This window comes from Halopelagius fulvigenes (genome assembly GCF_042662625.1).
Classification (GTDB): Archaea; Halobacteriota; Halobacteria; order Halobacteriales; family Haloferacaceae; genus Halopelagius; species Halopelagius fulvigenes.
Map to the genome: position 1 here is coordinate 1 of NZ_JBHSXH010000011.1, position 14,252 is coordinate 14,252.

The 14,252-nt window shown below is 59.7% G+C and carries 11 protein-coding genes; 4 read left to right on the forward strand and 7 right to left on the reverse strand.

The genetic code is table 11. The annotated features are described in order from the left end of the window. The 4 genes from ACFQEV_RS07975 to ACFQEV_RS07990 form a co-directional block, all read right to left on the reverse strand. Nucleotides 1-876 (reverse strand): aromatic ring-hydroxylating oxygenase subunit alpha (locus ACFQEV_RS07975; protein WP_379694600.1); only part of this gene is annotated, 876 nt, incomplete at its 3' end. Nucleotides 877-1,267: 391 nt separating this feature from the next. Further along, nucleotides 1,268-1,630, reverse strand: a complete 363-nt coding sequence (locus ACFQEV_RS07980; RefSeq protein WP_379694603.1) for a hypothetical protein — start codon at nt 1,628-1,630, stop codon at nt 1,268-1,270. After that, nucleotides 1,627-2,760: an aromatic ring-hydroxylating oxygenase subunit alpha gene (locus ACFQEV_RS07985; RefSeq protein WP_379694605.1), complete on the reverse strand. Its 1,134-nt coding sequence runs from the start codon at nt 2,758-2,760 to the stop codon at nt 1,627-1,629. Before ACFQEV_RS07985 ends, ACFQEV_RS07980 begins: the two co-directional genes overlap by 4 nt. Before the next feature lie 363 nt (nt 2,761-3,123). Further along, nucleotides 3,124-4,332 carry a DUF8073 domain-containing protein gene (locus tag ACFQEV_RS07990; RefSeq protein WP_379694607.1) on the reverse strand — a complete coding sequence of 403 codons (1,209 nt, stop codon included), beginning with the start codon at nt 4,330-4,332 and terminating at the stop codon, nt 3,124-3,126. Between the two features lie 275 nt (nt 4,333-4,607). Between ACFQEV_RS07990 and ACFQEV_RS07995 the strand changes: the two genes are divergently transcribed. Further along, entirely contained in the window at nt 4,608-5,345 is a 738-nt protein-coding gene (locus ACFQEV_RS07995) for a creatininase family protein (protein ID WP_379694609.1), read from the forward strand. Nucleotides 5,346-5,550: 205 nt separating this feature from the next. Here ACFQEV_RS07995 and ACFQEV_RS08000 read toward each other — a convergent pair whose 3' ends face one another. Beyond that, nucleotides 5,551-5,994, reverse strand: a complete 444-nt coding sequence (locus tag ACFQEV_RS08000) for a GlcG/HbpS family heme-binding protein (RefSeq protein WP_379694611.1) — start codon at nt 5,992-5,994, stop codon at nt 5,551-5,553. A gap of 895 nt (nt 5,995-6,889) precedes the next feature. Between ACFQEV_RS08000 and ACFQEV_RS08005 the strand changes: the two genes are divergently transcribed. Then, on the forward strand, nt 6,890-9,442 hold the full coding sequence (locus tag ACFQEV_RS08005; RefSeq protein ID WP_379695221.1) for a GcvT family protein: 2,553 nt from the start codon (nt 6,890-6,892) through the stop codon (nt 9,440-9,442). A gap of 43 nt (nt 9,443-9,485) precedes the next feature. Continuing rightward, nucleotides 9,486-10,733, forward strand: a complete 1,248-nt coding sequence (ilvA, locus tag ACFQEV_RS08010) for a threonine ammonia-lyase (RefSeq protein ID WP_379694614.1) — start codon at nt 9,486-9,488, stop codon at nt 10,731-10,733. Nucleotides 10,734-10,807: 74 nt separating this feature from the next. On the opposite strand, the gene ACFQEV_RS08015 is transcribed toward ilvA, so the two are convergent. Continuing rightward, a complete protein-coding gene (locus ACFQEV_RS08015; RefSeq protein WP_379694617.1) occupies nt 10,808-10,969 on the reverse strand; it encodes a hypothetical protein in 162 nt (53 codons plus the stop codon). A 411-nt stretch (nt 10,970-11,380) separates the two neighbouring features. On the opposite strand from ACFQEV_RS08015, the gene ACFQEV_RS08020 reads away from it, so the two are divergent. Continuing rightward, on the forward strand, nt 11,381-13,177 hold the full coding sequence (locus ACFQEV_RS08020; protein ID WP_379694619.1) for a BCCT family transporter: 1,797 nt from the start codon (nt 11,381-11,383) through the stop codon (nt 13,175-13,177). A 450-nt stretch (nt 13,178-13,627) separates the two neighbouring features. Here the strand turns inward: ACFQEV_RS08020 and folE are convergent, their stop codons facing one another. Next, nucleotides 13,628-14,206 carry a GTP cyclohydrolase I gene (gene folE / locus ACFQEV_RS08025; protein ID WP_379695223.1) on the reverse strand — a complete coding sequence of 193 codons (579 nt, stop codon included), beginning with the start codon at nt 14,204-14,206 and terminating at the stop codon, nt 13,628-13,630. Between the last annotated feature and the right edge of the window lie 46 nt (nt 14,207-14,252).

The following is a 14,252-nucleotide window of genomic DNA, read 5'->3' on the forward strand; positions in this document are numbered from 1 at the left end:
CTGGAGCTGCCGGCTCGTCCGGATGAACTCCTCTTCTTCATCCGAGAGGTCGGCGTCCTCGAAGTAGTAGTCCGCGATCAGTCGGAACCGGCCCTCGTCGATGGGGTCGATGATGTACGTGCCGTATCCGTCGGCAGTGCCGTACATGTTCACCGTGAAGTTGGGCCAGAAGTAGTGGAACTGCGCCTCGTGCTCGTCGTGGATTCGCAGTTCGTCGTCCACGTCTTGAGCGTGAGTGTAGTGGAGGACCCAGTGGTAGTCGTTGACTTCGAGTTCGGACTCGTTGAGCGAGATTCCTTTGATCCAGTCCTGGTGGTTGGCCTGGCAGTGGTCGCACTCGGAGTAATTGCTGCTGAACACCTTCCAGTTGCACTCAACCTCCGAGACGATCCGACTAGCGTGCTCGTACTCTCCGAGCGGAAGCGATTCGAGCCGGTCTTTCATCACACCTGCCTGCTCCGCCAGCGGCATCGGGTCCTCGCTCAGGTTGACGAAGACTAGCGGTCCGATCGAGTCCACGTGTACCTCTTCACTCCCGGCGAGTTCATCGGTATCGACACCACCGGGCTCCGTCATTGGCGTCTCGGCCACGCGGTTCTGCCCTTCCTCGGGCGAGGAGTTGTGGAACGCCTCAATCGAACCATCGTCGTTTCGGAGGACGATTAGCTGTCGATCGCCGATGGTCCGGGTGAAGTACTGCCCCGCCTCTTCGATGCAGTTGGCGTGCCCGGCGTACACCCAGTACTGGCCGAACACCTTGTCCTTCTCCATCTCGAACACCTCCGGATCGGTGAAATACCTCGCCGGTAGCGCGTTCGACTTCGCCGTGATATCAGGGCTGACAGCCTTCGTCTGGGATTCTCTCCACTGTGTCATACAATTCCTAGGTTGGGGGATTCGACAAAAAGGGTTCACCCGTGATATGGAGTGTCATTATATCCCCCGGGTATCGACGGCGGCCTCCCCGTTCCTCTCGACAGAACGGGCCCCGGGTTTTGTCGCGTGACGGACTTCGAGGTAGGTTCAGGCGTTAATGGTCGTACGGCGACCCGACCGAGTCGAGATACGGATCCAGGCTAAGTCGATAGATCGTTCGCATGCGTCCTCAGAATTTCGACGCTACGTAGCGCGAAAATTAACGTGGACCGTTCGACCCTCCGAGCCCGAAGACCGATTCGTCAGGGGGGAACTGGTGTCGAACGACTGGTCCGGACGGCTCTCGTTCATCTACTGTTCGTTCCGAGCTGGTTGCGAACGGTCGGGGAGATCAGAACGCCCCTAGATGGTCGTCCTGCGGTTCATATAGTCCGCCGCTCATTCGTATTTCGTGAATCTCGTCCAGAGTTTGCTTGACCGACTTCCCCCGCTCGCTCATCACTGCCGCGACGACGCCTATGGGAACGCCGTTTTCGTACTGTTCTTCGAGTTGACGGACGACGTCCTTGAGATCGTTCTCCGTCTCGATCTCGCCGTTCAGGTCCGGCTTCGCGCGTTCTAACTCGACGTCGTGCCCCGTCACCCGATAGTGACGCCGGTAGAATTCGACGATTTCGTTCGGGGCATCGGTCTGCCTCGTAACATCGCACTCCGGACAAACGGCGACGTACTGCGCTTGGTCTTGTGAGCTCATTTGTCGTAGGCTTCCTGAGCGAGTTGGTGAAATCGGTGGACGGTGTGCTCGTTGGGGCCGAGTTGCGCCTGGGAGAGCGCACCGGTTCTGAGGCCCTCCCACTGTCGTTCGACCAACTCGAAGTCCTCTTCCTGGAGCTGCCGGCTCGTCCGGATGAACTCCTCTTCTTCATCCGAGAGGTCGGCGTCCTCGAAGTAGTAGTCCGCGATCAGTTGGAATCGGCCCTCGTCGATGGGGTCGATGATGTACGTGCCGTATCCGTCGGCGGTGCCGTACATGTTCACCGTGAAGTTGGGCCAGAAGTAGTGGAACTGCGCCTCGTGCTCGTCGTGGATTCGCAGTTCGTCGTCTACGTCTTGAGCGTGGGTGTAGTGGAGGACCCAGTGGTAGTCGTTGACTTCGAGTTCGGACTCGTTGAGCGAGATCCCTTTGATCCAGTCCTGATGGTTAGCTTGGCAGTGGTCGCACTCGGAGTAATTGCTGCTGAACACCTTCCAGTTGCACTCAACCTCTGAGACGATCCGACTGGCGTGCTCGTACTCTCCGAGCGGAAGCGATTCGAGCCGGTCTTTCATCACACCTGCCTGCTCCGCCAGCGGCATCGGGTCCTCGCTCAGGTTGACGAAGATCAGCGGTCCGACCGAGTCCACGTGTACCGGGTTCAGGGCGTTCTCTTCGGAATCGAACTCCTGCACGTCGTCGTCTTCGAGGTCAGGGTTCAGGCTGGCCTCCTCGAAGCTCTTGGGCGTGCTCGTTAGTTCTCCGTCGAGGTCGTACGTCCAGAGGTGGTACGGACACTTGATTCGTCGCGCGTCGCCGGGATCGGTCATTGGCGTGTCCTCGACCATCTTAGAGCCACGGTGGGCGCAGACGTTGTCGAACGCCTTGACGTCACCGTCGTGACCGCGGACGATGATTAACTGTCGATCGCCGATGGTGCGGGTGAAGTACTGTCCTTCCTCTTTGATACAGTTGGCGTGCCCGGCGTACACCCAGTACTGGCCGAACACCTTGTCCTTCTCCATCTCGAACACTTCCGGGTCAGTGAAGTACTTCGCAGGTAATGCATTCGATTCCTCTGTGATATCGGAACTCACCGCCTTCGTTCGTGATTCGTCCCACTCTGTCATACACGATCATCAACGAATCATCCATAAAAAACAGTTCGCCCGTGATACTCCACATCAATATATACGGGTAACTCTCAGGGGGAGGAGTAGGTACCGACAGAGAGGACGCGAAGAACGTCCAAAACCGCGTTGAATCAGCCACTCCAACTCTCAGGAAGAGCGGGCTTGAGCTCATAAGCCATGTCACGAGACTAATGTCGTTGACGGAAGAGATCATCGGCTCCTAAATAGGATATCTGTCTTTCACGTTGTTTCATTGAGAACGCATTTTACCGCCACAGAGTGGTGCTGGTGACTCTCGCGAGTGAATTCATGGCTAGATGCACGAATCACACGGCTGACGAAGGTGAGGTGCCAACAGTATCAGTTATTCATTGTACTACTTCGAATTCGGTTGACTATCTCATCCTGAGTGACCTGCTGATCGGAGTGGTGCGAAAGTCTGCACCTAACGAGGTCGATTAGATTCAGCCGTTTCAGCAACTCCTCCGTGCGTTCTTTGCTAAGATCTAGCTCTCTTTGTACGTCGAATACCGTCATAGACGACTCTATCGCGTCCACTAGATCTTCGATTGTGAGACCGTCGGGGAGACCAATCCCGTCGGCGACGAGTTGTATATCCGACAGCGATTCGCTCGGATTACTCTCGTCCGTCCGTCTCTGCTGCACCGACTCCATGCCGGGGGACGGCTGTGCTCCCTCGGCCCGTTCTCCGACGTCCGTCTGCTCGTCCGTCTCATCTTCGGCGCCACCAACGTCCTCCGTGGCCGAACTCTCGTCGGCCGCCACGGTCTCGCCGACCGTATCATACGTCGACGGCTCGTGGATGTCCGCCTCGATCATGTATCGACGGACAGTTTCGGAAGATACTGACGTTTCGATGCACTGAGCCATCTCCTCGAACGTGCGGAAGGAATCGTACAAGTATTGGAGACACTCCTCGTCCTTGTACAGCGGTATATCCGCGTTTCGCACACCGTCGAGTTCGTTCTCTCCGTCCGTTTGGTCACCTGGCGACTCCGTGCCCTCCGTCAGGGTGCCCGTCTGCCCGTCAATACCGTTTGGATCATCGGTTTCGGCTACAGTAGTCGTTGCACCACGCTCGTCGGCCGGCGCCGTATCTCCAGCTTCGTCGTTCTCGGTAACGTCAGACGTCGCAGAGGCGTGAGAGTCCATGGTACAGGGCGTCGACTCATCGGAATGCTGTCGTTCTATCTCGGCCCCGAAGGTGAGCGTGATCGTCATCACGACGGTGCCACCCTCTGCCACACGAACGCCCTTCTCGACGGTCGATATCTCCTCGGGAACGTACTCACTTAGATTCGGTAACACCGATGGGGCGAGTTTGACCTGTAGCCCTCCGTCGTCGGTGATTTCCGCCGCCTTCGGCGATGTCACAGCTTCTGAGTTCTCCTTCGAACACAGAGAGATAGGGACGTCAAGCGTCGCGTTCAACCCCTGCTTGGATTCCCGATCGGGTATCTGCGCTTCGACGTGCTGTATCTCCCCCCCGTCCGACTCGTAGCGCTCGATCACCTGAGAGAGTTTCCGGAATGAGCCACTGACACCCATGGTACTGTAGGTCACTATTCCAGAGAACGACATAACGGTGTACCCGTAGTAAGGAACCCATTTATACCACGGTTCTCGAAACGGACGGAGAACAGTAGTTCGAGACGACGGGGGCGCGTCCTCAGAGACTGTGATCGAGACGTCGGACTATAACTGAACGAAACGACGCTCAACGATTAAACACAATGGGTTCACCGTCTCCCCTCCGATGCCAACAAAGTTCCTACATGTCGGATAAGGTGAAATCTTATACGCTTCGAGGAAAGCACCACTGTATGCAGATTCAGAATGCGACGTGGACCGAGGTTCGCGACACGGACACGAATCTGGCGATGGTGCCGATCGGCAGTACGGAGCAGCATGGCCCCCACGCCGCGCTGAGTACTGACACCCTCAACGCGGAGACGATCGCCGAGACGGCTGCCGACCAACTCGACGAGCCAGTCGTCGTGTCCCCGGCAGTACCCGTCAGCATCGCCGAGGAGCATCGGCAGTTCTCAGGGACGCTCTGGACGTCCGAATCGACCTTCAGGTCGTACGTCCGTGACATCGTCAAAAGTTTGGCGTTCCACGGGTTCGACCGCGTCGTGCTGGTAAACGGTCACGGTGGGAACGTGGCCGCTCTCCGGGAAGTCGCTGGAACGATCACTCGCCACGACGATGCGTACGCGGTCCCGTTCACGTGGTTCGAGGAGGTCGGTGAAAACGCCTCTCGTATGGGACACGGCGGCCCCTTGGAGACGGCGTTGCTCCAGTACGCGAATCCGGACTACGTGCGCGAGGATCGTCTCGATGACGCGGCGACGGGGGGTAGCCGCCGATGGGGAGACTGGGTAGGACGGGTTAACCTGGCGTTCGACTCGGCCGAGTTCACCGAGAACGGCGTCGTCGGCGACCCGCGCGAGGCGAGCGTCGGCTTAGGTGAGGACCTCCTTGACGTCGCGAGCGAGATATTAGCAGACCTGCTCAAAACCATATCCGAACACGATATAGAACGTCCTCCCCACAAGTGACGCGGACGAGTCTGCTCCGTGGGCTCGTCTGAGAGGCCGCATTTCTCCCCGGCGACGGCGCCGCCGACAATAGGATACACAGAAAGAATTCCAGCGCCGGCCGACACGACCGGACGTTCAGCGGATCGAAATAGGATGAACTGAGAGAGGCGAGGTGTTCAGCGCCTATCGAGCGATCGACGCCGTATCTCCCATCTCTCGTCGATCAGTCGTCGGCTGAGATCGATTTACTTTCAACGACGTCGAGCCACCGTTCGACCCCGGCTTCGGCGACTTCCCGATCCTGACTCACGGCACCGCCGGAGACTCCGATCGTCCCGACGATCTCGCCGTCGCGCTCGAGAGGGTAGCCGCCGCCGAAGATCACGATCTTCCCGTCGTCGGTCGTCTGCAGACCGTACAGCGAGTTGCCCGGCTCCGAGGGTTCGGCCAGTTCGTGGGTCGGTGTTTCTAAGGCGGCCGCGGTGTACGCCTTGTTGCGCGAGATGCTCACGGAAGCGAGCCAAGCACCGTCCATGCGGTGCTGGGCGACGAGGTTCCCCTCGCTGTTGGCGACGGTGATCACCATCGGATTGTCGATCTCCTCCGCCTTCTTTTCTGCCGCCTGTATCAGATCCTTTGCTATCTCTAGCGAGATGGATTCTACCATTCCATGTATATGGTAAAATGTCGCCGTCAAATAAGTTGTCATCGGCCCCTGCCGTGAGAGACGGTCGTGAGAGTTCTGCGTCGCGAATTGCGGACGGTCAGCGGGTCTCCATGCCGAGTAGAGTAGGAGTTGATCACAGCGCAGAGACGCGGATAGTGACCCTGATCCTCGTGGTCCATTCCGATCACCAAAACATTTCGACACTCGAACACGCTATGTTTTTCGGGAATACCGTCGCTCGGTAGACACGATTGTAGCCGAGCGAGTGCTGGAAACGGACAGGGAGATGACGGTGATATCCCTGTCATTCCCTCGGAAACGCGGAGGTTGCTATCCCTAACCCGCCAGACCGAGGCACATGCGACCGAAAAGAGGGCCGTGCACGCGTTCGAGCCTACGAACGGCGTTCTAACGCCGACTCACGAACCGCAGTTCGGAGGCGAACTCCGTTCCCAAGATCGCCAGTCTCGTTATCGACGAGTAGACGGTCGAACAGGACAACGCTTAACGAACGGCAATGGATCCATCAGATACATCAACGCCTCACATCCAGCTCCACCGTCACACCCGGATCGCGCACACTTGCGTTCTGCCGGAGTACACAGAACCTTGGGATCGATGTCGAGAACTTGTACAAGGGTGAGTGCGACGACACCGCTACCCACGAGAAGCTCTTTGCTGGTGGCCGACCAGAGAATCGAGTAGTGGTTATACATCATCTCACATTCATGTTGTGGTTGATGCGCTATTCAGCCGTGATATATGACCCTGTGAGGACACCCAGTTTCCGGATACGACGGCGATAGAGGGGCTCTCCCGACCGATCTTGGGGTGAGGATATCCGAGAGCACCGGTGTATTTAACATACCGACGGTGACAATCGATTGTGATAGAGATGAACGCTAGGGACATTCCTGCACAGTCGACGACCGTCGTCATCGGCGCCGGCGCCGTGGGGTGTAGCATCGCATACCACCTGACGGAGCTCGGAGCCGAGGACGTCACCGTCATCGATCAGGGTCCGTTACCGATCACTGGCGGATCGTCGGTCCACGCGCCAGGGATCATCTTCCAGACGTCGCCATCGAAGATACAGACAAAGGCGGCTCACTATACGAACCGCTTCCTCTCGGATATCGGGACGTACGATGAGGTCGGCGGCATCGAACTGGCGCGGAGCGAGGAGCGGATGGACTTCCTCCAGCGCCGCGTCGAGTGGGCGACCTCCTACGGATTACCCGACCCTGAACTGCTTTCGCCCGAAGAAGTTAGCGAGAGGCTCCCACTCGTGAACGAAGACGAGATTATGGGCGGCTACTACTCGCCGACCGATGGTCGCGTCGACAGCATCGAGACGCTCCAGTGGTACATCCGAAATACGCCTGCGACCTTCGTCGGCAATACTGAAGTTACCGACTTGGAGGTATCCGGCGGTGAGATAGAGACAGTCGTGACCGACAAGGGCCGGATCGACTGCGAGCGGTGCGTCATCGCGACGAACAACTGGGGGTACCAAACCGGGCAGCTGGCCGGGATCGATCTACCTATCGCGCCGGTCGAGCACCAGTACGTAGTCACCGAACCGATGGAGGAGTTGGCAGACGCCCAATCCGCGGTCGGCGATAACACGGCCGGGCTCGACGTTCCCGGCAATCGCGACATCCAAGAGTACATGAGCGAGGGGCCGACCCGCCCCGTCGGCCGCGATCAGGATCACTCACTGTACTTCCGGACTCACGGCGACGCGCTCGGCCTGGGATCGTACAATCACGAGGCGCTGTCGGTCGACCCGGAGGAGATGGGGCTCAATACCGAGGATCGACAGGCGTCCGTCCGGGGGTTCACGAAGAAACACTGGGAGCGTCCGACCCATCCCAATCGGGACAAGTCAGCGAAGCAGGCGTTCGACGAGCTACTGCCGGCCAGCGCGGACGAAGAGTACGCCGTCACCGAGAACGGCATCTTCGTGTTCACGCCCGACGGCATGCCCGCAGTCGGCGAGACGGCGCAGGTCGACGGGCTCTGGACTGCGCTCGCCATCTGGTGGACTCACTCTGCCGGCTATGGTCGCATCGTCGCCGAATGGATGGAGAACGGCGTCCCGCGACTCCCCTCGGGCCCCGTCGACTCCAGCGCCATCCACGTGCGGCGCTTCGAGCCGCACGCCGGGGAGAAGGACTTCTTCGTCGACCGGGGAGCCGAGCGCTACGAACAGGTGTACAGCATCGTGGAACCGCGTTGGCAGCCCGACGACCACCGCGGACTGCGGACCAGCCCCTTCTACGAGCAGCAGCACGACCTCGGCGCTGAGTTCGTGCAGAGCGGCGGATGGGAGTCGGCTCAGTGGTACGAGACGAACGCCGACCTCGCCGACCGGTACGAGGACCGCATCCCCGAACAGGACGGCTGGCAGGGGATCAACCGCTCGCCGATCGAGGGGGCCGAGCACCTCCACACGCGGGAGCACGTGTCGATGTTCGATATGACCACCTTCAGCTCGATCATGGTCTCGGGCGAGGGAAGCGGTGAGTACCTTCAGCGGATGTGCAGCAACGACATGGACCTCGAGGTGGGTCAGGTGCGCTACTCGCTCCTACTGAACGAGGGGGGCGGTATCCTCGCGGACGTCACCGTCGTCTGTCTCGACGACGACGAGTATATGGTCACGACCGGAGGCGGCAGTTCGCCTCGTATCCACGGCTCGTGGCTTGAGGAGCACGCCCCGGAGACCGTCTCGGTCAACATCGAGGAGAGCGCGAAGTCCACTATCGGACTCTGGGGGCCGAAGTCCAGGCTCTTGCTCCAGCGCTGTACCGACGCCGACGTCACCGACAACGGCTTCCCCTACTTCAGTGCGAAGCAAATGTACGTAGGCGAGGTGCCTGTCATCGCCTTGCGCGTCTCGTATGTCGGGGAGCTCGGGTGGGAACTGTGGGCGCCGAGCGAGTACGGCCGACGCCTCTGGGAGACGCTGTGGGAGGCCGGGCAGGATCTCGACGTACGGCCGATGGGCGGCGGTGCCTTGGAGTCGATGCGTCTGGAGAAGGGGTTCCGGCTCTGGGGGACCGATATCGACACCGACGCGAATCCGTTCGAGGCTGGTCTCTCCTTCGCGGTCGACATGGACACTGACTTCGTCGGCAAGGAGGCTCTCGAACGTGCGAAGGAAGAGGGGATCAACTCCCGGATCACCCCCCTTACGCTCAACGACTCGACCGACATCGCACTGAGCGGGCGACCGGTGCTCAGAGACGACGAGCCGATCGGGTACGTTCAGGCAGGCAGCTACGGTTACTCGATCGGTGAGTCGATCGCCTACACATACGTGCCGAGCGAGTACGCCGAGGCCGGGACGTCAGTGAAGATCAGCTGTGAGGGCGAACTGTACGACGCGACGGTGCGCGACGAGCCGCTGTTCGACCCCGGCCGGGAGAAGATTCTGCGATAGGTCGCGACCGACCGTCTAAGACATGACAGATAACCACGAACCAATGACTGATGATAGCTCGGACGGACTCCCCGTCCGGTACGCAGATATCGAACGGGCCTCCAAACGCCTCGACGACGACACCGTCGTTAAGCAGACACCGGTCGAGCGGAGCACCTCGCTCGGTGAGTTCGTCGACGCCGAGGTACACCTGAAGATGGAACACCTCCAATGGACGGGCTCGTTCAAGACTAGAGGAGCGTACAACAAGATTAGCCAAGACGTCGACCGTGGCGTCGATAACTTCATCGCGGCGAGCGCCGGAAACCACGCCCAGGGGGTCGCGCTGGCCGCCACGAAATGCGGAGCCGACTCGACGATTTACATGCCGGAGAACGCCCCGCAAACGAAGGTTGATGCGACACGCGAGTACGGGGCTACGGTCGAACTCGTCGGGAAGGACTTCCAAGAGACCATGTCGCGGGCCCAGTCGGCGGTCGAGGGGACCGATGCCGAGTTCGTCCACGCGTACGACGACACGGACATCATCGCCGGCCAGGGGACGCTGGGCATCGAAATGTACCACGACTGCCCCGAGGTCGACACCGTCGTCGTCCCTATCGGCGGCGGTGGGCTCATCTCGGGGATCTCGACGGCCGTCAAGCACCTTTCTCCGGAAACCCGCGTCGTCGGCGTTCAGGCGACCGGGGCCGAGACGGTTCACGAGAGCCTAGACAAGGGAATGCCGGTGACGCTTGATCAGGTGGACACGATCGCAGACGGTATCGCAACTGGCGGCATCTCCGAGACGACCTTTGAGATCATTCGGCGCAACGTCGACGAGGTGGTCACCGTCTCGGACACCGATATCGCACGGGCCATCCTCGTGCTCCTCGAACGAGCGAAGCAGGTCGTCGAGGGAGCAGGTGCCGCGTCGGTCGCAGCGCTTCTGAGCGACGACCTTGACGTCGCTGGCGAGACAGTGATGCCGCTGCTCTGCGGCGGGAACTTGGACATGACGCAGCTGCAGACGGTGCTCGTCCACGCGCTGACGGAACGACGACAGCTTCTCCAGCTCAGAGTGCACATTGACGACCAGCCGGGGAAGATGCAGGATATCTCCGGCCGTATTGCCGACCAAGGGGCGAACATCCGCAACGTTCGCCACGACCGATCCGTCGAGGATTTGGAAGTCGGCGAGGCGTACCTCGTATTCGATGTCGAGACCAACGGTAAACAACACTCAGCGTCGATCATCGACTCAGTCGAGGCGGCCGGCTACCCAGTTAGTGACATTACGAGGACGACGTAAATTGGATGGCTGCCGACGAACAGAGGACACGTCGCCGTCGTCGCCCCTCCTCACTCTATAACGGACCCGACCGATCAGCCGTCGACGAGCCGCGTTTCCCGGAAGTAGATCACAAGAGCCACACTTAGGAGACTGAATCCGGCCACCAAGAGCCAGCCGTTGACCATCGCCACCATCCCGACAACGAACAGCAACAGCACGAGTACGGCCGCGGCCGTCGCTGAGAGGTTTACCATATTCAACTCACGGATTAGGAGGCGAAAACACTACTGGACGCCAGTTGCCGGTTGTTTCGCCTCGATCACGTTCAGAGGGGACGAAACAACACATATAACGGAAGTGACCCAATTTGATTGGTGAGGTTCGTTACGGGCGATCCGTCAACAATCGCGGCTCGAAGAGGGTTTCGGGCCCTCTCAATCGGATATTGCTGCTCTACCGTAGTCTTCGCTCTGAGCTGCGAGTGGGGTTTTATTACTCTTCGATGACTGACCTCCATGAGGTGGAGTATCACACCGCAGACGGTGAAACGGTGTATCAGATAACTGGACCGCACGCGACTTCAAGGACGACGAACATGAGACTGAACTACCGACGGCAACGGGCTTGGATGACGAGCCTTCAAAATCAAGATCGAGGGGAACCGCATGTCAGACGATAACCAGACCACGGGAGAGATGTCCACAGGATTACAAGTAGAGCTCTTTCACCCGGATTCGGATCGCGAACCGGGTGACAGCAACATCGAGTTGTTCGGCTTCGACGTTCATCCCGTCGTCTTCCCAGTCTCGCTGGTGATTATCGTCGCGTTCGTCGCAGCGACAATTCTTCTCGGGAAGCGAGCGTCGGAGGCGTACAACGCGATATTTACGTTCATCAACGGGACCTTCGGCTGGTTTTACATCTTGGCGGTGAATCTGTTCATTGTCACCATCCTGTACTTCGCGTTCGGCAAGTACGGGACAATTCGCATTGGCGGCGTGGAGGCCAAGAAGGAGTTCAGTGACTTCTCTTGGATGGCGATGCTATTCAGCGCCGGGATGGGAATCGGCCTTATGTTCTTCAGCGTCGCCGAGCCAATGTGGCACTTCGGCAGCGGAGCCTCGGAATATATGGTCGTCCCACCCACGTTCGGTGCGGAGGGTGGCACCACCGCGGCTGCCGTCGCGGCGATGGCGCAGACGTTTTTCCACTGGGGGTTTCACCCCTGGGCCATCTACGGACTTGTCGGACTCGGACTCGCCTTCTTTTCATTCAATCGCGGTCTGCCGCTCACCTTCCGGTCGGTCTTCTGGCCGCTTCTCGGAGAACGGATCTACGGGTGGCCAGGGCACGTTATCGACCTCGTGACGGTGTTCGCGACGCTGTTCGGACTCTCGACGTCGCTCGGGTTGGGGGTGGCGCAGATCAACACAGGGCTCTCGTACGTCGGCGGTGACATCCTCGGCCTCGTGAGCATCCCGACGGGGACGGTTCCCCAGATAGTGCTTATTGTTGTGATCACCGCGATCGCGACGGCGTCGGTCGCGGCAGGCCTTGAGAGAGGCGTGAAACGCTTGAGTACAGTAAACCTGTATTTGATGTTCGCCATGATGGCGTTCCTGTTCATCGTCGGCCCGACGCTGTACGTTCTGGGAACGCTCTCGAGTGGGACCGGTGCCTACCTCGGCAACCTGTTCCAGCTGAGCTTCTTCACCGGTATCATCGGCGGTAGTTCGCAGCTCGGCGCATACACCGTTAAGGGTTGGATGGGGGGCTGGACCGTCTTCTACTGGGGTTGGTGGATCGCGTGGTCACCGTTTGTCGGGATGTTCATCGCGCGTATCTCGAAGGGGCGGACCGTTCGGGAGTTCGTCTTAGGCGTACTGTTCCTCCCCGCGATGTTTTCCTTCCTCTGGCTCGCCACCTTCGGTGGCTCGGCCCTGTGGGTCGAACTCGTCGGGAACGGCGGAATCGCGGCGGCCGTCGCCGAACAGGGACAGACCATCGCGATGTTCGTCATGCTGAATAACTTCCCGCTCGGCGCCCTCTCTGGACTCCTAGCGACCCTTCTCGTGGTCACGTTCTTCGTCACGTCCTCCGACTCGGGATCGCTGGTCATCGATCACCTGACCTCGGGCGGCAAACACGACGTGCCGAAGGTTCAGCGAATCTTCTGGGCGGTCACCGAGGGCGCCGTCGCCGCGACGCTGCTCGTCGGCGGGGGACTGAGCGCGCTGCAGACCGCCGTTATCACGACGGGGCTCCCGTTCGCGGTTATCCTCGTTCTAATGTGTTACACGGTCTACCTCGGGTTAGATAACGAGTACGAGATCCTCCAGTCTGACCAGTTCGCCGACCGGATCGAGAATCTGACCGCCGAACAGGATATCGACGTCGTCACCAGCAGTGACGAACTAGTCACCGACGTCACAGGAGGTGTCGACGCCGAAAACGACGACTGACCGTCGCGGCCGTCCTCACTTCCGAATGCCCGATCCGAACGACGTACGCCGTTTCCTACTCCGCCTCCGCCGGCGTGCTCCCGGCGTTCCGTGCGATCGCCCTCCGGTAAGGGTTTGACCTCCTCTCACCGCCGAATCGAGCTCTCTGCGTCCGCAGAATTGAGATTTTATGTACTACTCGAACGTTTACTTAAAGATAGGTCATATACCTCCCGAGAATTGAGTATTTTCCACTATGCATGCCACGATAGATGATCAAGATATACACGGCGATCGAACGGTTCGTCGAAGAGCTCGATTTCGGCGTCTTCGGGGTTGGATTCACGGCGTCGCTGCTCACGATAGTGGTGTTCTTCCTGAATCCGGAAGCGTCGGCAGAGATGATGGGGCAGGCAAACGAGTTCCTTTGGACGGGGTTGATCGCGTTCGCGATAGAAGCGAGTACGGGCTTCAGAAGTGATCGTTCGCCGCGTCGGCCCGGTGAATCGATTCGCGGAACTGCTCGCGGTCAGTCGTCGACAGTTCGCCGACGGTTTCACGCGTCGTCGTCGCCGTCGACATCTCGACGCCCCGCATCGCCTCGCACATGTGTGTCGCGGTGATCTCGACGGCGACGCAGGCGGCGTCAATCTCGTCGGCCAGCCCTGTCGCGATGTCGTTCGTCAGCGCCTCCTGCGTAGTCAGACGTCGCGATCGCCACCGTACGTAACGAGCGAGCTTCGAGAGGCCGACCATCGACTCCTCCGGGCGGTATGCGACGTGGGCGACACCGTGAAAGGGAAGCAGGTGGTGTTCGCAGAGGCTATAGAGGGGGATACCTGTCTTTACGACGAGACTGTCCGTCTCGGTCTCAAATGTCCGCATCGTCGGTTTCTCCTCCGGGCGCCGCCCCTCGGTGAGCGTCTCCAGCATCGCCGGTACACGGCGCATCCAGGTGTCCGAGAGGCTGCGCTCGCCGGGGTCGCGGCCGACTGCCTCGAGCAGAAGTCGCGCGCCCTCGCGCGCCTTCTCCTCGTTGAAGTTGTTCATCTCGGCCGGCGAGACGTCACTCTCATCGTCGTACTCGCGGTCGAGT